We start from the raw sequence: 18254 nt of genomic DNA, 5'->3' as shown, positions 1-18254 counted from the left end.
CCGTTTATTTATAATTTTATCATAGGAGGCGATGAATGGATGAAGAAGAAACCTAACATTTTGTTGATTACGAGCGACCAACAGCATTGGAATACGATCGGGGCTTTCAACGAGGAGCTTCATACTCCGAATCTGGATCGTCTCGTCAGGGAAGGAACAACCTTCGCGCGCGCGTATTGCCCGAACCCGACCTGCACGCCTACGCGCGCCTCGATCATTACGGGCATGCATCCTAGCCAGCACGGCGCTTGGACGCTCGGCACGAAGCTGCTGGAGGATCGCCATACGGTGGGCGAGGATTTCCGCGCGGCGGGGTATCGCACCGCCTTGATCGGCAAAGCGCATTTCCAGCCGCTGAAGTCCACGGAAGAGTACCCGTCGCTTGAGGCGTACCCCGTCCTGCAGGATTTGGAGAAGTGGAAGCGATTCGACGAACCTTTCTACGGCTTCGACCATGCGGAGCTGGCGCGCAACCATACGAACGAGGCGCATGTCGGCCAGCATTACGCGTTATGGATGGAGGAGAAGGGCTGCGCCAACTGGCGGGATTATTTCTTGGCGCCGACTGGCACGATGGATCCGAACCAAACGTACAAATGGCCGATTCCGGAGCAATACCATTACAATACGTGGATCGCGGAGCGAACGAACGCGATGATGGAGCAATACAGGGAAAACGACGAGCCATTTTTCCTCTGGTCGAGCTTTTTCGACCCGCATCCGGAATACCTTGCGCCGGAGCCATGGGATACGATGTACGATCCGGACAGTCTAACGATCCCGGGCGCCGCGCCTGGCGAGCATGACCGGAATCCGCCGCACTTCCGCATGACGCAGGAGGACGACCCGGATTTCTCCGCATGGAAGGAGAGTGGGTACGGCATCCACGGCTACGGTTCCCATAACGAATACGTCTACGGCGATCGGAAGAAGCTGACCGACTACGACCGGAAGAAGCTGGTAGCGGTCTATTACGGCATGATCAGTCTGATGGACAAATATATCGGACGTATTATGGATAAGCTCGACGATTTAGGAATCGCCGAGAACACGGTCGTCGTGTTCACGACGGATCACGGCCATTTCTTCGGACAACACGGCTTGCAGCAAAAAGGCGGCTTCCATTACGAGGATCTGATCAAGCTGCCGTTTATCGTTCGGTATCCGGGCCAGGTGCCGGCCGGGGCCGTCTCGCATTCCATTCAGTCGCTGGTCGATCTTGCGCCGACTTTTCTGTCGTTCTGCGATATTCCGATTCCGCATGCCATGACGGGAGTCGATCAGAAGGACGTATGGCTCGGGCGCAAAGGAAGCGCGAGGGATCATGCGATCTGCGAGTTCAGGCATGAACCGACGACGATTCACCAGAAAACCTACGTCGACGAACGTTACAAAATTACCGTCTACTATAACAGGACCTACGGAGAGATCTTCGACTTGCAAGAGGATCCCGGAGAACTGAGCAATCTTTGGGATGATCCGTCTTACGCCGGTCTGAAGTCGGAGCTTCTTCTCAAGTATATATGGGCCGAGCTGGGCAAAGAGGCCATGCCGATGCCTAGGATTTGGCACGCTTAATGGTTTAATCCGTTCTTCTATTGAATGCCTTCGCAAGCACGGCGAGCAGAGCCGCGTGATAGGCGATTCCGGCAGCCGCGTGCAGGCACGCGGCTGCCGTTCTGTTTTCCTCGTCAAGGGACGAGCCATGGATTGTCAGGATGGCGAATATCGGAAAGGAAAATTTAGCAAACTATTCGTTGATCGCATCAAACGGAGGTTGCTATGAAAAACATGTTGCTTCTGTTCGGCTGGTTGCTAGGAAAGAAACGGAACAATAAACATAAAGATTCCGTCCGCGAGGAAGGTTTCCGCAAGGACACATCCACGATCGAACAGAAGCTTGATGTTACGGTCGAGCGGATCAGGAGGCAGCTCGGCAACAGTCCCGATCTGATCATCCGTTACTTCGCTATGGCGAACTTTCCGCATGTCCCGGTTGCGGCCGTGTATATGGAAGGGCTGACGGACACGGATAAAATAAACGAGTTCACCTCCAGCTCGATTATGGAACAACCGGAAGAACTCGAAAATCAACATGCGGGCGACCGCCAAAAAATCTTCGAAGCGATATGGCAAAGGTCGTTGACCGTCGGCGACGTTAAAATGCAGCATAATTGGAACGACATGTTGTACGCTCTATTGTCGGGAGACACGGTGATCATGGTCGACGGTTGCGCGGGCAGCATCATCGCTAATTTGAGGGGAGGCGAACGGCGTGACATCTCGGAGCCGATCACGGAAGTCAACATTCGCGGTCCCAGAGACAGCTTCACCGAATCGATCGGGACCAACGTTTCGCTGATCAGGCGCAGATTAAAAAGTCCGAATCTCTGGCTGGAAACGATGCGAATCGGAACCGTGTCGCAAACGGAGGTGTCCATGTTGTATTTGCATGGCATCGCGGACGACAAGCTTGTCGAAGAAGTCAGAAGCCGTCTTAAAGATATACAAGTTGATGCCGTGCTCGAATCCGGTATCGTCGAACAATTGATCGAGGACGAGACATTAACGCCTTTTCCGACCGTGTACAATACGGAACGTCCCGATATTGCGTCTTGCAACTTGCTGGAAGGGCGCATTGCCGTGCTTGTGGACGGAACGCCGAACACGCTCATCTTGCCGACGACCTTTTCCCATTTCTTCAAAGCGGCCGATGATTATTACCAGCGGGCCGACTTTGCCGTATTCCTGCGGATGATCCGATACTTCAGCTTCTTTATCCTGATTCTGCTGCCTTCGGCTTATATTGCGGTAACCACCCATCATCAAGAGATGATACCGACGCCGCTTGCCATCAATTTGCTGGCTCAACGGGAAGGCGTGCCGCTCCCCGTGTTATTCGAGGCCATGCTGATGGAGGTAGCGTTTGAAATCATACGGGAGGCGGGCACGCGCATGCCCAGGGCGATAGGACAAGCCGTATCCATCGTCGGGGCGATCGTGCTCGGGCAAGCTGCCGTCGAGGCCGGAATCGTAACGGCGATGATGGTAATTATCGTTGCCTTTACCGGCATTGCCAGCTTCACGATACCCGGATTCACGTTATCCACTTCATCCCGAATCATCCGATTCCCGATGATGATCGCCGCGGCTACGTTTGGTTTCTACGGGGTCATTATGGGTGTGATCCTGCTCGTGGCGCATTTGGCCAGCCTGCGTTCGTTCGGCACGCCTTATCTATCGCCGTTCGCCCCGTTTGGACTGAACGGCCAGAAGGATACGTTGTTGCGCGTACCCAACAAAATGCAAGAGAATCGTTCGCAATCGGCCAAAGGAGGCGGACAACGTGAATCGTAAATTCGGGATTTCCGTTTGCGCGGGGCTTATCCTGTTTATGTTGACAGGCTGCTGGAATTACCGGGAGATGAACGATTTGTCCCTGGCTTTGGCCGAAGGAGTCGACAAAGTACCCGGCAAAAAAGAATACCGGTTCTCTTTCCAGCTTGTAAACGCCCAGGAAATCGCGGGCCTCAAAGCAGCAGGCAACACGCCGGTCGTCGTCTATTCGGGGACGGGAAAGACATTGCTGGAAGCGGTAAGAAAAGCGTCCAAGCTGGTTCCCCGCAGAATAACCGGCCAGCATTTGCGCGTACTCGTCATCGGGGAAGAGCTGGCAAAGGAAAGCATCGGGGAAGTGTTCGATCTAATGGAGCGGGATCCCGAACCCCGCATGACGACGCGTGTCTTCATCGCCAAACGCACGACTGCCGAATCGATCTTGCGAACGGTTACCCCGCTCGAACTCATTCCCGCCAATGCGTTGTTAGGCAAATTGAAAGTTTCGGGCAAGGTGCTTGGCGAAGGCTTCGAGACGGAGATCACGGATATCATCCGCGGTCTGATGAGCAAAGAGAAAAGTACCGTTATAAGCGGAATCAAGCTTACGGGCAGCATACAAACCGGACAAGGCGTCAACAACCTGAAACGAACAACCCCTCCCTCCCAACTGCTGGCGAGCGGTATGGCTCTATTCAAGGATGGGAAGCTTGCCGGCTGGGCAAACGGAGACGCGGCTCGGGGCATTACTTGGCTCAACAATAAAATAAAAAGCACGGTGGTTAATGTCGATTGCGAAGACATTAGCGACGCCGTGGCGATCGAGCTCCTTCATTCGAAAATCAAGTTGAATGCCAGACTTGCGGGCGAACGTCCCGAGATGAACATTCATATCCACCAAGTCGGGTTCATTGAGGAAGCGATGTGTTCCGTCGATTTGAGCAAGTCGGCAACGATCCGCGATTTCGAGCAGAAGTGGAACGAGGAAACAAGCCGAATCGTGCTGGCGGGCGTAAAGAAAGCCCAAGAGCTGAAAACGGATGTCGTAGGTTTCGGGGAAGCGTTGGAGCGGTCCAATCCGAAGGTTTGGAAAACGATGGAGGAGGACTGGGCGAACATCTTTCCGTCCTGCAAGGTGGAAATAGAGGTCGATTCGTCGATCCGAAGAACGGGAATGGTGGCGAGGCCATACATGTTCAAAGAAAAGCAGCCTGAGCCGAAGCAATAGTAAATCGAAGGACAGAGAGCGGTGAATCGAAATGGAGAAAGCAAAGATCGGCCCGGGCCAGCTATTTTCGTTAATCGTGCTGTTCGACATGGGAACTTCGATCTTGCGCGTATTGGCCATGAAAGCGGAAAAAGACGCATGGCTTACGATATTGCTCGGATCGCTCGGCGGCATGGCCTTGTTTTGGGTCTACGTCTCGTTATACCGTCGTTACCCGGAGCTTCCGCTCACCGGATATGTCAGAAAAATACTGGGGAAATGGACAGGGGGAGCGATCGGGCTTCTGTATGTCCTCTTTTTCATTCATGGCGCCGCAAGGGATTTGCGAGAGGGAGGCGATTTGATCGCAAGCTCGGTTCTTGACCAGACCCCCGTAATCGCTATTAACGCGATTATGATCGTATCCATAGGTTACGTGTTAACAAAAGGAATCGAGGTATTGGCGAGAACGGGGCAGATTTTTTTGTTCATTCTGATCGTGCTCGGCGTTATCAGTAGTTTCTTGCTGTTTTTTGCCGGTGTCATCGATGTCAAACGGCTGCTGCCCGTATTGGGCAACGGCCTCGGTCCCGTCATCGAGACGACACTGAAGCAGACGTTCCAGTTCCCCCATGAAGAAGTGGTATGTTTCACGATGGTGCTGCCCTATTTGAATCGGATGCGTCAAGGCATTCGAGCGGGATTCGTTGCCGTGCTGCTCAGCAGCTTTCTCTTGAGCTACACGACCTCGCTGAATATTGCCGTGCTTGGCGCGGATATCGCAGCTCGGTCCACGTTTCCTTTGCGGAATACGATCAGCCTGATCAACATCGGCGAATTCATTCAGCGGCTGGACGTCATTGTCGTTCTGACGCTCATTATTGGGGATTTTTTTAAGGTAGCCATCTTTTATTATGCTGCCGTCATGTCGATCACGGATGTATTCCGAATTTCGGATTACCGGAAGCTCGTTCAGCCGGCGGGTATCATCATTTTATTGATCTCCGTTATGCTGTCGGGTGATTTCGCTGAACAAATCGAGGAAGGAGATATTCTATTATATACGATGTTTATGTTGTTCGGGGCGATTCTGCCCGGCTTCCTGCTGATCGCGGCGATGGTGCGCCAACGGCTAGGGGCTAGCCGCTAGCGTTGCTGAGCCTTTTTCTTTTTTCTGAAATGAATGTACGCGTAGTGAGCCGCCGAATACAGAAAGAGGAGAACGAGCACGGCAATTTCCTCGCCCACCATCGATTCGTACGGCAGCCATATGTTGCTGAACGACACGTGTACTGGAAATCCCACCAGCAGATCCATCGCAAAGACAAAACCGACGCTAAGAAGGAAGAGCGTCAACGATAGTAGAATAATCCTCAATTTCCTGCCAACCTCCGAATCCAAAAGTATTGAATCTATTATGAGAATCCCGGCCTATTTTCATTCGGAAAGAGCTTGACTGGCGATTGACAAACAGCTCTCGCTCATGTAATTTAATATATATCTAATTAGATTATTGTTAAATTAACTTTCGAAAGGCGGATGGCGCCATGCAGCTGGATAAAGTCGTGAAATACCATAAAGCGTTGTCCGACGTGACTCGGGTTCGAATGCTCGTCCTGCTCGCCGATGGCGAACTGAACGGGCAGGTGCTGGCGGAGAAGCTGTCCGTAACGCCGGCGACGATCACGTTCCACGCGGCGAAGCTGAGGGAAGCGAGTCTCATTCATGAGAGACGAGACAAAAACACGATCTATTTTTGTTTGAATCCCTATTTTTTGAAGCAAGGGGCGGCTGGTGTGGAAAGGCTAATATTCAAATCGAGGGGAGAGGATGTTATGGAACAAGAAGAGTACGTACGCGTGAAGGAATCGGTCATCCGGAATTTCTTCGCAGCGGACGGGAAGCTGAAGAGCATTCCGAGCCAGCTGAAGAAGAAGCTGATCGTGCTGGAGCATGTCGTCTCCAAGCTGGAGAGCGGGCGCGAGTACGGGGAATCGGAGATTAACGCGTTCATTAAACTTTATCATAACGATTTCGCGACGATTCGCAGGGAGTTTATTATGCACCAGTTCATGTTCCGCGAGAACGAGACGTACGAATTGAACCCGCGCGAGTTGTGGACGAAGTGGGAGGAGCTGAAATAACGATGAGAACGTTCGAAATCTCCACGACAAGCAGGGACGGGATGATCGACGTAACGGATTTCGTGCGGGAGGCGGTGCGGGAGAGCGGCGTGCGCGAGGGATACGCGATCGTATATTGCCCGCATACGACGGCGGGCATGGCCATTAACGAGAACGCCGACCCCGACGTCGTGCGGGACGTGCTGCGGCGCTTCGACGAGCTGTATCCGTGGGAGCATCCGCTCGACCGGCATGCCGAGGGCAATACAGCGGCGCATCTGAAGGCGATTACAACGGGGACGAGCCAGACGGTCCTCGTTCACGAGCGGAAGCTTGTGCTCGGAACGTGGCAAGGCATCTACTTCTGCGAATTCGACGGACCGCGCAGACGGAAGTTTATGGTGAAGGTTATTGGCGGCTAGGACTTTGAATACGGAATCGAAAAGGGCAATCTTCCGCGGACTAGCGATTTGCCGGTAAACAGGCCGGACACGAGGAGGCAATAAACCATGTGCAGAAATATCAAGCAGCTGTTTAATTTCGAACCCGCGGCGACGCCTGACGAGATAGAGGCGGCAGCCTTGCAGTACGTTCGGAAAATATCGGGCTTCATCCAGCCCTCCAAAGCAAATGAAGAGGCTTTCCGCCGTGCAGTGGCGGAAGTGACGGAAGTTTCCCAGCGACTGCTGGACTCGCTTGTCACAAACTCGGAGCCGCGCAACCGCGAGACCGAGATCGAACGCGCCCGCGAACGCAACGCGAAGCGGTTCGGCATAAAACCTGCGGACGACTAGAAGATCGCTCCGAAATGACCGTAACCATCGCGACTTCGGCGCTCACTCAAATCATACTCCTTATCGATCGGAGGGCTAACGGAGCGCACCGCCGTTATTCTGCCTATTAGGCCTTTTTTAAAATTCTAACGGAGCTACGCGCACTTATTGGACGGATTTCAATGGAAATGGCCATGTTTGATTGCCAATTGCAGTCTCCAGCTCCGTTAGAATTTGTGAACAGCCGATTTGAGACGAATAAAGGCTATTGTAGCCGTTAGCCATCTCAAACGATTGCCATCGAATTGTATCTTTAGGCGACAAGCGCCCGGCTCTCTCGAGTCCGGGCGCTTTGATGTCGACTGTTGATGAAGGTTGCGATGCTATGCGATGCTACTGCCGTAGCCAGCGCAGCAAGTCATCGCCGATCGGCAGAGGCTCGTGGCCGGTGCGGAGCGGGGCGAAACGAGGGATCAGCTCGGCAGCGCTGGCTGCCTCCGGTGCCTCCAACCATCCCGCCACGTAACCGATCAGCCCGATGAGTCGTTCGGGCCTCACCCCCTCCTCTCGCAGCGCCGCCAAAGTAAGCGACTTATTCCGCTTGGACAGCCGCTCGCCGCCGGCGTCGCCGAGCAGCGGCACATGGGCGAAGGCCGGCGGCCGAAGGTCGAGCGCTGCGTAGAGGGCAAGCTGCCTAGGCGTGGAGTCAAGCAGATCCGCTCCGCGAACCACGTCCGTTATTCCCATGGCCGCATCGTCGACGACGACCGCAAGCTGATAGCTGAACATGCCGTCGGCGCGTTTCACGACGAAGTCTCCCAGCGCGTCGCCGTCGTAGGTTTGTTTGCCCGCAAAAGCGTCCATGAACGAAATCGGAGCGCCCGGCATCCTGAAGCGGATGGCGGGTTCTTTGGCGATCGCCTTGGCTGCCTGCTCCTCCTCTGTAAGTTGGCTGCAGAAACCGGGGTAAGCTGCGCCTTCGGACGACAAGCCGTGCGGGGCGCTGGCGATGGAAGCAAGCTCCGCACGGCTGCAATAACAAGGGTACAGCTTCCCGGCTAGACGAAGCTGATCCAGCGCGGCTTCGTATAGCTCTTCGCGTTTGCTCTGCTCGTAGTGGGTGTGCGGTCCGCCGACTCGCGGTCCCTCGTCCCAGTCCAGGCCGAGCCACAACAGGTCGTCCTGCTGTTGATCGGCGAAAGCAGGGCGCGACCTCGGTTTGTCGATATCCTCGATCCGCAGCAGAAACTCGCCTCCGGCTTGCCGGATTTGCAGCCAGGCAGCAAGCGCGGCGAAGGCGTTTCCGATATGCAGCAGCCCGGATGGCGTAGGCGCGAATCGCCCGCGGCGGATTCTATTTTGAAGGTTAGATGCATCAGACATGGACTTGTCCCACACTCCCTCGGAATGCAAAAAAAGAGCAGCATCGCCGCTCTGTTAGGTATAAATCGTATGTATGAACTTCAAATGGCGGAGCCGACGGGATTCGAACCCGCGGTCTCCTGCGTGACAGGCAGGCATGTTAGGCCTCTACACCACGGCTCCACACTTCAAAGTTTGTGTCTCGCAGACACAAGAAGTATCTTATCACGATAGGACAAGTTTTGGCAAGCTTCTTTTTTAGGGCTAGCGTCCTCCGCGCTGAACCAGCTCCAGCAGCGAGCGAATGTCGGCCGCCACCATCGCCGGCGACAGCTTCGCCGCGGTTGCGTCCTTCCGGATTTTGTCGATCATCCGAACGGCTTTGTCGCTCTCGACGGTTAGCACCCGCACGTCTCCTCCGCCCATAAAACCTTTGATCTGTTCGGCAGCCATCGACAGATTGTCATGCGCGGACTCATCCGTGCCGCTCATGCCGCCGAGGCCTTGACCCGGCGCCGTTCCTTGTCCGGATAAGCCTTCGGTCGGACTTAGAAGCTTCATCTGCACGCTGTCGTAATGCGAGGCGGACGCCGTACGTTTCGCCGTGGCGAGCACGACCGTATCGTCGAAGACGAATACCTTGACGTCCGGGATGCCCGCGCCGCTCAGCCGGGATTCCAAATGCGCGGAGAAACCGGTCGCGTGCAGGCCGGAGCTGCCGATCGTGCTATAGACGGAAGTGCCCATGCCGTTCGTAGTGCTGCCCTGGCGATTCGTCGTCTGCTGCTTGATTCCGTTCTCGCTCGGAATGACGTTCGGATCCCGCAGCATCTTCGCGTGCCCTTCGTGATCGACGGAGTGGGCCTCGATGTCCGTCTTATCGGAGTCCATCGCCGCATTGCAGCCGCTCATCAGCAGCATGGCGGCCAGCGCCGCGACCATTGCTCCCGCGAGCCATATACGCGTAGTTGTCATTCGTCATCATCCTCCATCTTTATGACTGTTGCTTAGCTTAGGATGAGCTTTTCCATGAAATGAATATTCATGATGACATGGAAAATAATAAGCCGGAACGCAACCATTACGATTCAGGAGGTGTATCGTTTGGATTCGACCGACAAGGAGAATGACCTGAATAAAAAAGAAGCGGGCAGCGCCGCGGTTACCACGATGGAAAAGCCGCCGTCCGTCCCCGATGCCAAAAACAACTCTCGCCGCCAATTCCTGAAGACGACGGGTTACACGCTCGGCACCCTCGCGCTCGGCGGCGCGTTGAGCTCGCTGATCGGCTGCGCGAACAATGAAGGCGACACCCCCGCGCCTACCGGTGAACCGGGCAAAGTAGACAACGCTGCCGCGGAGCCTAAGAACTACAACCGGGCGCTCATGTTCCTCACGCAGGAGCAGTTCCGCGTCGTGGAAAGCGCAACGGAGCGGATTTTCCCGGAGGACGAGAACGGACCCGGCGCGAAGGCGCTCGGCGTCGCTTTTTTCATCGACCATCAGCTCGCGGGGGATTGGGGCTTCAACGGACGCGACTATATGCAGGCGCCGTTCTACGCGGGGGAGAAGGAGCAGGGGTATCAAGGCCGGCTGAAGCGCCGCGAAATTTTCGAGATCGGCATTAAGGAAATGAGCAACTACAGCCTCACGCAGTATCAGAAGGGCTTCGCCGAGCTTGCGCCGGAGGAGCAGGACGAGGTGCTGAAGGCATTCGAGTCGGACGCGGTGAAGCTGACGACCATTTCGGCGAGCAGCTTCTTCAAGATGCTGCGAACGAATACGCTCGAAGGCGCATACAGCGATCCTTTGTACGGCGGCAATCTGGACATGAACGGCTGGCGGATGCGCGGATATCCCGGCAATCAGATGAGTTATTCGGCTTCAATCGACAAGGACTATACGAAGATGGACCCGATCAGCCTTCAAGATCATATGGCCCATTAGCGAAGCGGAGGGACAGCGGCGAATATGGCCAAAACATTACCGAAAACGGATGTCGTCATTATCGGAGTCGGCTGGAGCGGCGGCATCATCGCGGCCGAGCTGACGAAAGCCGGCTTGAACGTCGTCGGCCTGGAGCGGGGCAAGGACCGCAAGACCGAGGATTATTTTATGGTGCACGATGAATTGCGTTACGCGCTGCGGTACGAGATGATGCAGGATCTGTCGAAGGAAACCATCACTTTCCGAAGCAACGAGAAGATCAGGGCGCTGCCCATGAGATCGTACGGTTCGTTCTTGCTCGGAGACGGTCTCGGCGGGTCGGGCGTGCATTGGAACGGGCAGACGTACCGCTTCCTTCCGTACGATTTCGAAATGCGCAGCAAGACGATCGAACGGTACGGCAAAGCCAAGATACCTGCCGAGATGACTATTCAGGATTGGGGCATCACGTACGACGAGCTGGAGCCTTATTACGACAAGTTCGAAATGATGGCAGGCATTTCGGGCGAGCCGAATCCGCTGGGAGGCGCCCGCAGCAATCCGTACCCGACGCCGCCGATGAAGAAGTCGCCGGCGCTGCAGTTATTCGCGGACGCCACGAAGAAGATGAACCTGAATCCGTACATGATGCCGTCGGCCAATCTGTCGGACAACTACACGAACCCGGACGGAATCTCCAGGGCGGCCTGCCAATATTGCGGCTATTGCGAACGCTTCGGCTGCGAGTACGGCGCGAAGGCGGATCCCGTCGTGACGGTCATTCCCGTCGCGAATAAAACCGGCAAGTTCCAGATTCGCACCCATTCGAACGTTCGCCGCATTTTGCATAAGAGCGGCAAGGCGACGGGGGTCATGTACACGGACGTGACGACCGGGGAAGAAATCGTGCAGCCGGCGGACATCGTCGTCGTCACGAGTTATGTCTTCAATAACGTGCGCCTCCTGCTGATGTCGGAGCTCGGCAAGCGTTACGATCCGGCGACGGGCAAGGGCGTCATCGGCAAAAACTACGCCTACCAAGTCATCAAGGGCAGCGCGGCGGGTTTTTTCGAGAAGCAGCAGTTCAATACCTACTCGGGGGCGGGTTCCCTCGGCGTGTCCATCGACGATTATAACGGCGACAACTTCGACCATTCCGACCTGAAGTTTCTGCACGGCGGCGTCATCGCGCTGTCGCAAACCGGCGCGCGTCCGATCCAGAACAACGCGGTGCCGTCCGGCACGCCGACATGGGGCAAGGAATTTAAGGCGAAGTCGCTCCATTACGCCTACCGGACGCTCGGCATCGGAGGGCAAGGCGCGTCGATGTCGTACAAACATCATTTTCTCGACTTGGACCCCACGTACAAGGACGCCTACGGCGATCCGCTCATGCGCATTACGTTCGACTTCGAGGATCAGGACCGCGAGCTGGCCAAATATTTGGCTGAGCGCAGCTCCGATATCATGAAGGAGATGGGAGCGGACCATGTCGATTATTTGAAGGATCTCGGCCCGTACGAAATTATGACGTACCAGTCCACGCACAACACGGGCGGCGTTATTATGGGGGCGGATCCCGCGACCTCGGCGGTCAACAACTACAGCCAGATGTGGGATGCGGACAACGTCTTCGTCGTAGGAGCGAGCTCTTTCCCGCAAAATGCGGGTTACAACCCGACGGGAACGGTCGGCGCGCTCGCGTACCGGACGGCGGAAGGCATCCTGAAGTATAGGGAGAAGGGCGGCACGCTCGTGTGATCGGGGGATATCGTCGAATCCCGCTTAGACCAAATAAGAAGAAGGGCCTCCTCCATGGCGGAAGAGGCCCTTCTTGTTGTCCGACGAGCTTGGGCGGGCTACAGCAGCTTTTGCAACTCGTCCTTGTTTTCGATCACGGCGGCCGTGCTTGGCGTATCTTCTTCCACGATTCCGCGCGTCGAACTGCGGAATTCGCGCAGCGTGTCGCCGAACGCCCGGCCAAGCATGGGGAGCTTGGACGGACCGAAGACGATAAGCGCGATGAGCAAAATAATGATCAACCCGGAAACGCCGATGTTGTTGAACATAGAAGCAGCTCCTTTCGTAATGGGTGAAGCAAAGTTGGTTGGTTGCGTCAGGTTGGGGTTGGGCTGGCGGACATCCGTTTCGAATACCGTCTGGACAGCAGCGCGCTAATCTCGAAGAGAAGGATAAGCGGCACTGTAACGGACAGATGGGACACGAAGTCCGGCGGCGAGATGCACGAGCCGACGACGGCGAGACCGACGTAAGCGTATTTGCGCGTGACGTTCAGCCTCTCCGGCGTAAGAACGCCGAGCCGCGTCAGGAACAGCATGACGATCGGCATTTCGAAGGCGACCCCGAGCGGGAATACAACGCTGAAGAGGAAGACGAAATACCTGTCGATGCCGTATGTTTCTACCGCCCCGACGGTGTGGTTCATCTGCATCATGAACCGCAGCATCATCGGGAAAACCAGAAAGTAGCTGAACGAAATGCCGGCCAAGAAGAGCAGGAACGACGCGGGGACGTAGGCGAGCGTGCCCTTCGCCTCTCTCTCCGTCAAGCCGGGCCGCACGAATGCCCAGATCTGGTACAGCATGATGGGCAGTGTGAACAGAATCGCGAACAGAAACGCGCAGCGCAGGTAGATGAAGAGGCCGTCCGTGAAGGAGAACACGTTCCACTCCACCGATGCCGAGACGTTGCCCGATTTGATGTAACGAAGGATTCGGGGGGACAAATACAGGCCACCGCACATCGTAACGAAGAACCACCCGATGACGAGGATCAGCCGTTTCCTGAGCTCGGCGAGATGGCCTACGATATCCTCCTGCATCTCCAAGGGATCACCCCTTTCATTTTCCATGTCATTCCTTTAAGATTGTCCAAAGCGAATCGCCTTATGCGCCGCGGGGCGCGTATATCCGCGCGGCAGATCGGGAAAAGTAACCATATCTTCGGCGAATGAGGTGTGCATGATGAAGAAACGGAACAAATGGTTATTGGGGCTATCCGTGCTGGCTATCGCAATCAGCCTGGCTGCATGCGGAGGCAACGGGAACAACGGAACGACAAACAATAACGGGGTAAACAACGCGGGCAATAACGCGGGGAACGCGACCGGCAACGCGGGTAACGCGGGCAACGGCGGTACGGTCGACGCGGCTGCGGCCGAGGAGATTTACAAGAATAGCTGCATCGGCTGCCATGCCGCGGATCTCGCGGGAGGTGTCGGCCCGAACTTGCAGAAGGTTGGCGGCGAGATGACGGCCGATCAGATCGAGGACAAAATCGTGAAGGGCGGCGGCGGGATGCCCGGCTTCAAAGGTCAGCTGACCGACGCCGAGATTGATTCCCTCGTCGGCTGGCTCGCGGCGAAGAAGTAATGTGGTATCGCAAAGGAAAAAAAGCCGTTTCGAGGCGATCGGTCTCTTGATCGTCGTCGAAGCGGCTTTTTTTGGCGCCCGATGAATCAAGCGTCACGTTTGCAGCCGCTCTCAATCATAAGAAAAGCTCACGCTTGGCTTCAATATTTCTTATAGACAGAATTCGGCATATTTCATTGACCGAAACTAGCGACTATGGTAGCTTTAGTACAGAATAAATTCATACCGATAAACTTGGAATTGATATGCAAAGATTTGATGCGAGGTGGATGCAGTTGCAACTTAAGGTGACGAACAGTCCGTTCACGGAAGGGCAAGTCGAGCTGCTTAACAAGCTGTTGCCGACATTGACGGACGCGCAGATTCAGTGGCTGAGCGGATATATGACATTTTATCGGGCGGGAACCGCGTCGGCGGAATCCGCCGTGGCATTGCAGGAACCAGAAACGGCGGCAGCCGCTTCGGCGCTTCCGGCGGAAGCGGTTGCAGTCGCTCCCGCCGTGCCGCGCGAAGCGACCGTGCTCTTCGGATCGCAGACGGGCAATTCGCAGCGTCTCGCGGGCAAGCTGGCTGGCAAGCTGAAGGAACAAGGCTTTGAAGTAACGCTGTCGGCCATGAACGCGTTCAAAACGAACGGCCTGAAGAAAGCCCCGTACTTGTTCATCGTGGCGAGCACGCACGGAGAAGGCGATCCGCCCGACAACGCGCTTACGTTCTACGAGTTCCTGTTCGGCAAACGCGCGCCTAAGCTTGACGGCATGAAATTCTCCGTTCTTGCTCTAGGCGATACGTCCTATGAGTTCTTCTGCAAGACGGGACAAGATTTCGACAATCGTCTTGCCGAGCTGGGCGCGGAACGGATCGTAGACCGTATCGATTGTGACGTGGACTTCGACGGTCCGTCCTCGAAGTGGCTCGCGAACGTCATCGACGCGGTAACGGCCGCCCCTGCGGCAGGCGCGGCGGCTTCCGGAGCGGCAGCTGCCGCGTCTGCGGGCGCAACCGCGACTTTAACGGAATCGGAATATTCCCGTTCCAATCCGTTCAAGGCGGAAGTGCTCACGACGATTAACCTGAACGGACGCGGCTCGGACCGCGAGACCCGCCATTTGGAGATTTCGCTCGAAGGCTCCGGTCTCACGTACGAGCCGGGCGATTGCGTCGGCATCTATCCGGAGAATGATCCCGCGCTTGTCGATGCCATCATCGCCGAGATGAAGTGGGACGGAAGCGAGAACGTCGTGTCCGGCAAGGACGGAGAAGAAGGCCAGCTTCGCAACGCGCTTCTTCGCCAGCTCGAAATAACGGTGCTGACGCGTCCGTTGCTGGAGAAGGCGGCTGCATTCACGGAGAACGGCAAACTGGCCGAGCTGGTGCAGGCAGAGAACAAGGATGCGTTTAAAGCATACGCGAACGGACGGGATCTGCTGGATCTGCTGCAGGACTTCGGGCCGTGGAAGCTGACTGGCGCGGACCTCGCGTCCATCTTGCGCAAGCTGCCTCCGCGCCTTTACTCCATCGCGAGCAGCAACAAGGCGAATCCGGAAGAAGTGCATGTCACCATTCGCAAGGTCGAGTATGAAGTACATGGACGGAAACGCGGAGGCGTATGCTCCGTGCAAGTATCGGAGCGTCTCGAGGCGGGAGACTCCCTGCCGATCTTTATCCAGAACAATCCGAACTTCAAGCTTCCGGCGAACCCGGAAACGCCGGTCATCATGATCGGACCGGGAACGGGCGTCGCGCCGTTCCGCGCATTCCTGGAAGAGCGCGAGGAACTCGGTTCGGATGGCAAGACGTGGTTGTTCTACGGGGACCGTCATTTCGTGACGGACTTCCTCTACCAGACAGACTGGCAGCGCATGCTGAAGGATGGCGTTCTTACGAAACTGGACGTCGCGTTCTCGCGTGACAGCGAAGAGAAAGTGTACGTGCAGCACCGGATGCTGGAGCGCGCAGCCGAGCTGCATACATGGCTGCAAGAAGGCGCGCATGTCTACGTCTGCGGCGACGAGAAACATATGGCGCATGACGTTCACGCGGCGCTTCTGACGATCGTGGAGCAGCAAGGCGGGATGAGCGCCGAAGCGGCCGCAGCGTACGTGTCGGAGTTGCAAGCGAACGGGCGTTACCAACGCGACGTTTATTGATTGGCGAGCGTTTCGCTCGCCTGCGCATATTTTTATGATCGAACGTGCCCCGCAGGGCATAGGAAAGGAGCTGCCCAGCAGTGACGAAACAGAAAGTACAGCCGATCGGCGGTCCGCCGAGCGACGTCGAACAGTTGAAGATCGAAAGTAACTATTTGCGTGGTTCGCTTGTCGAAACGCTTGCAAACCGGATTACGGGCGGCATGAGCGAGCTGGACAACCGCCTGATGAAGTTTCACGGCAGCTATATGCAGGACGACCGCGACGTGCGGAACGAACGCCAGAAGCAGAAGCTGGAGCCTTCGTACCAGTTCATGCTTCGCGTCGTAACCCCGGGCGGGGTGTCGACTTCGGAGCAGTGGCTCGCGATCGACACGCTGGCCCAGAAGTACGGCTGCGGCAACATTCGTCTGACCACTCGCCAAGCCTTCCAGCTTCACGGCGTGCTGAAGTGGAACTTGAAGGCGACGATCCGCCATATCAACGACGTGATGCTGACGACGCTCGCCGCTTGCGGCGACGTGAACCGGAACGTCATGGCGAATCCGAATCCGGAGCAATCCGACATTCACGCCGAGGTGCACAAGTGGTCGGAAGCGCTCACGACGCATCTAGCGCCGAAGACGCCGGCCTACCACGAGATTTGGCTGGACGGCGAGAAGGTCGAGGTGCCGAAGGCGGCCAAGATCGAAGGCGTCGATCCGGTCGAGCCGATCTACGGTCCGGTTTATTTGCCCCGGAAGTTCAAGATCGGGATCGCCGTTCCGCCTTCCAACGACGTGGACGTGTACTCCCAGGATCTCGGCTACATCGCCATCGTGGAGAAGGGCAAGCTTATCGGGTTTAACGTGACGGTGGGCGGCGGCATGGGCATGACGCACGGCGACACGAACACGTACCCGCAGCTAGGCAGGATGATCGGCTTCGTGAAGCCCGAGCAAGTGCTTGACATCGCGGAGAAAACGATCATGATCCAGCGCGATTACGGCAACCGTTCCGTACGGAAGTACGCGCGGTTCAAATATACGATCGACCGCCACGGTCTGGAGTGGTTCGTGGAGGAACTCGAGGAGCGTCTCGGCTGGAAGCTGGAGCCTGCTCGTCCGTTCCACTTCGAGAATACGGGCGACCGTTACGGCTGGACCAAAAACAAAAACGGTTCCTGGAACTTCACGATGTACGTCCAGAGCGGGCGCATCATCGATACGGAAGACAGCAAGCTCATGACCGGCCTTCGCGAAATCGCGAAGCTGCACGCATGCGACTTCCGTCTAACGGCGAACCAGAACCTGATGCTCGGCAACATGAAGAGCGCGAAGAAAAAACAAATCGCGGCGCTGCTTGAGCAATACGGCATCGGCGACGGCGGGGAGCTTGCCGCGATCCGTCGCAGCTCGATCTCCTGCGTTGCCTTGCCGACATGCGGTCTCGCCATGGCCGAAGCGGAACGGTACCTGCCGACGCTGATCGACAGGCTGGAGCCGATTCTGACCGAAGCGGGCCTGCGCGACGAGGACATCAACATTCGTATGACGGGCTGCCCGAACGGCTGCGGACGCCCGGCGCTCGGTGAGATTTCCTTCATCGGCAAATCCCCGGGCAAATACAATATGTATATGGGCGCAGCCTTCTCCGGCGATCGCCTGAGCAAGCTGTACCGCGAGAACATAGGCGAAGACGAAATCGTCGACACGCTGAAGCCGATCCTGAACCACTATTCGGCGGATCGCGAGCAAGGCGAACATTTCGGCGACTTCGTCGTTCGCAGCGGGTACGTATCGTCGGTCACGGACGGACGAGACTTCCATAGTTGATTCGAAACCATAAACGAAAAGCACGGCTGCGCGTCCAACGCACAGCCGTGCTTTTTTTGTGCGCTTGGCAGCGCACTCTACTAAGGAGTGAAAGTCTCCAGTACACCGCAGGTGGCGGAAGTACATAGCCGACACATAGTGCTTAGTCCGTGAGGATAGGTGCGGAGGATG

General features: G+C 56.3%; 17 protein-coding genes and 1 tRNA gene. 12 read left to right on the top strand and 6 right to left on the bottom strand.

Going from position 1 to position 18254, the window contains the following annotated elements:
* Positions 1 to 39: 39 nt before the first annotated feature.
* From RB620_RS08795 to RB620_RS08780, 4 genes are all read left to right on the top strand, one after another.
* A complete protein-coding gene (locus tag RB620_RS08795) occupies positions 40 to 1578 on the top strand; it encodes a sulfatase family protein (protein ID WP_308093558.1) in 1539 nt (512 codons plus the stop codon).
* 204 nt (positions 1579 to 1782) lie between these two features.
* Complete coding sequence (locus RB620_RS08790; protein ID WP_308093557.1) at positions 1783 to 3357, top strand: spore germination protein; 1575 nt, start codon at positions 1783 to 1785, stop codon at positions 3355 to 3357.
* Positions 3347 to 4564: a Ger(x)C family spore germination protein gene (locus RB620_RS08785; RefSeq protein WP_308093555.1), complete on the top strand. Its 1218-nt coding sequence runs from the start codon at positions 3347 to 3349 to the stop codon at positions 4562 to 4564. Before RB620_RS08790 ends, RB620_RS08785 begins: the two co-directional genes overlap by 11 nt.
* 31 nt (positions 4565 to 4595) lie before the next feature.
* Complete coding sequence (locus tag RB620_RS08780; protein ID WP_308093553.1) at positions 4596 to 5693, top strand: GerAB/ArcD/ProY family transporter; 1098 nt, start codon at positions 4596 to 4598, stop codon at positions 5691 to 5693.
* On the opposite strand, the gene RB620_RS08775 is transcribed toward RB620_RS08780, so the two are convergent.
* Positions 5690 to 5920, bottom strand: coding sequence for a YczF family membrane protein (locus RB620_RS08775; protein ID WP_308093552.1), 231 nt, complete (start codon positions 5918 to 5920; stop codon positions 5690 to 5692). The genes RB620_RS08780 and RB620_RS08775 overlap by 4 nt on opposite strands.
* Before the next feature lie 170 nt (positions 5921 to 6090).
* On the opposite strand from RB620_RS08775, the gene RB620_RS08770 reads away from it, so the two are divergent.
* The 3 genes from RB620_RS08770 (at position 6091) to RB620_RS08760 (ending at position 7460) form a co-directional block, all read left to right on the top strand.
* Positions 6091 to 6687, top strand: coding sequence for a DUF2087 domain-containing protein (locus RB620_RS08770; protein ID WP_308093550.1), 597 nt, complete (start codon positions 6091 to 6093; stop codon positions 6685 to 6687).
* 2 nt (positions 6688 to 6689) lie between these two features.
* Entirely contained in the window at positions 6690 to 7088 is a 399-nt protein-coding gene (locus RB620_RS08765; protein ID WP_308093549.1) for a secondary thiamine-phosphate synthase enzyme YjbQ, read from the top strand.
* Positions 7089 to 7175: 87 nt separating this feature from the next.
* Entirely contained in the window at positions 7176 to 7460 is a 285-nt protein-coding gene (locus RB620_RS08760; protein WP_308093548.1) for a DUF2277 domain-containing protein, read from the top strand.
* A gap of 372 nt (positions 7461 to 7832) precedes the next feature.
* Here the strand turns inward: RB620_RS08760 and gluQRS are convergent, their stop codons facing one another.
* From gluQRS to RB620_RS08745, 3 genes are all read right to left on the bottom strand, one after another.
* Positions 7833 to 8822: a tRNA glutamyl-Q(34) synthetase GluQRS gene (gene gluQRS / locus RB620_RS08755; RefSeq protein ID WP_308093547.1), complete on the bottom strand. Its 990-nt coding sequence runs from the start codon at positions 8820 to 8822 to the stop codon at positions 7833 to 7835.
* Between the two features lie 85 nt (positions 8823 to 8907).
* A tRNA-Asp gene (locus RB620_RS08750) sits at positions 8908 to 8984 on the bottom strand.
* An 81-nt stretch (positions 8985 to 9065) separates the two neighbouring features.
* On the bottom strand, positions 9066 to 9776 hold the full coding sequence (locus RB620_RS08745) for a hypothetical protein (RefSeq protein WP_308093546.1): 711 nt from the start codon (positions 9774 to 9776) through the stop codon (positions 9066 to 9068).
* 195 nt (positions 9777 to 9971) lie between these two features.
* On the opposite strand from RB620_RS08745, the gene RB620_RS08740 reads away from it, so the two are divergent.
* Positions 9972 to 10748 carry a gluconate 2-dehydrogenase subunit 3 family protein gene (locus RB620_RS08740; RefSeq protein WP_308093773.1) on the top strand — a complete coding sequence of 259 codons (777 nt, stop codon included), beginning with the start codon at positions 9972 to 9974 and terminating at the stop codon, positions 10746 to 10748.
* Between the two features lie 24 nt (positions 10749 to 10772).
* The gene (locus RB620_RS08735) at positions 10773 to 12488 is read left to right on the top strand and encodes a GMC family oxidoreductase (protein WP_308093545.1); all 1716 of its coding nucleotides are present in this window, start codon (positions 10773 to 10775) and stop codon (positions 12486 to 12488) included.
* A gap of 98 nt (positions 12489 to 12586) precedes the next feature.
* Here the strand turns inward: RB620_RS08735 and tatA are convergent, their stop codons facing one another.
* Positions 12587 to 12796, bottom strand: coding sequence for a twin-arginine translocase TatA/TatE family subunit (gene tatA, locus RB620_RS08730; protein WP_308093543.1), 210 nt, complete (start codon positions 12794 to 12796; stop codon positions 12587 to 12589).
* 47 nt (positions 12797 to 12843) lie between these two features.
* Positions 12844 to 13569, bottom strand: coding sequence for a twin-arginine translocase subunit TatC (tatC, locus tag RB620_RS08725; protein ID WP_374121387.1), 726 nt, complete (start codon positions 13567 to 13569; stop codon positions 12844 to 12846).
* Between the two features lie 139 nt (positions 13570 to 13708).
* Here tatC and RB620_RS08720 point away from each other — a divergent pair, with 139 nt between their 5' ends.
* From RB620_RS08720 to cysI, 3 genes are all read left to right on the top strand, one after another.
* A complete protein-coding gene (locus RB620_RS08720; RefSeq protein WP_308093540.1) occupies positions 13709 to 14119 on the top strand; it encodes a c-type cytochrome in 411 nt (136 codons plus the stop codon).
* Positions 14120 to 14394: 275 nt separating this feature from the next.
* On the top strand, positions 14395 to 16269 hold the full coding sequence (locus RB620_RS08715; protein ID WP_308093538.1) for an assimilatory sulfite reductase (NADPH) flavoprotein subunit: 1875 nt from the start codon (positions 14395 to 14397) through the stop codon (positions 16267 to 16269).
* 80 nt (positions 16270 to 16349) lie between these two features.
* Positions 16350 to 18083: an assimilatory sulfite reductase (NADPH) hemoprotein subunit gene (gene cysI, locus RB620_RS08710; RefSeq protein ID WP_308093536.1), complete on the top strand. Its 1734-nt coding sequence runs from the start codon at positions 16350 to 16352 to the stop codon at positions 18081 to 18083.
* Positions 18084 to 18254: the final 171 nt, after the last annotated feature.

Origin of the sequence: Paenibacillus sp. LHD-117, assembly GCF_030929555.1 — a bacterium.
Classification (GTDB): Bacteria; Bacillota; Bacilli; order Paenibacillales; family Paenibacillaceae; genus Pristimantibacillus.
This window is presented reverse-complemented; position numbering and strand designations above follow the sequence as displayed.

Bases quoted from the DNA above. Each gene is read 5' to 3' on its own strand.
- RB620_RS08795 (WP_308093558.1), top strand. From the start codon at position 40: ATGAAGAAGAAACCTAACATTTTGTTGATTACGAGCGACCAACAGCAT.
- RB620_RS08790 (WP_308093557.1), top strand. From the start codon at position 1,783: ATGAAAAACATGTTGCTTCTGTTCGGCTGGTTGCTAGGAAAGAAACGG.
- RB620_RS08780 (WP_308093553.1), top strand. From the start codon at position 4,596: ATGGAGAAAGCAAAGATCGGCCCGGGCCAGCTATTTTCGTTAATCGTG.
- RB620_RS08770 (WP_308093550.1), top strand. From the start codon at position 6,091: ATGCAGCTGGATAAAGTCGTGAAATACCATAAAGCGTTGTCCGACGTG.
- RB620_RS08765 (WP_308093549.1), top strand. From the start codon at position 6,690: ATGAGAACGTTCGAAATCTCCACGACAAGCAGGGACGGGATGATCGAC.
- RB620_RS08760 (WP_308093548.1), top strand. From the start codon at position 7,176: ATGTGCAGAAATATCAAGCAGCTGTTTAATTTCGAACCCGCGGCGACG.
- gluQRS (WP_308093547.1), bottom strand. From the start codon at position 8,822: ATGTCTGATGCATCTAACCTTCAAAATAGAATCCGCCGCGGGCGATTC.
- RB620_RS08745 (WP_308093546.1), bottom strand. From the start codon at position 9,776: ATGACAACTACGCGTATATGGCTCGCGGGAGCAATGGTCGCGGCGCTG.
- RB620_RS08740 (WP_308093773.1), top strand. From the start codon at position 9,972: ATGGAAAAGCCGCCGTCCGTCCCCGATGCCAAAAACAACTCTCGCCGC.
- RB620_RS08735 (WP_308093545.1), top strand. From the start codon at position 10,773: ATGGCCAAAACATTACCGAAAACGGATGTCGTCATTATCGGAGTCGGC.
- tatA (WP_308093543.1), bottom strand. From the start codon at position 12,796: ATGTTCAACAACATCGGCGTTTCCGGGTTGATCATTATTTTGCTCATC.
- tatC (WP_374121387.1), bottom strand. From the start codon at position 13,569: ATGCAGGAGGATATCGTAGGCCATCTCGCCGAGCTCAGGAAACGGCTG.
- RB620_RS08720 (WP_308093540.1), top strand. From the start codon at position 13,709: ATGATGAAGAAACGGAACAAATGGTTATTGGGGCTATCCGTGCTGGCT.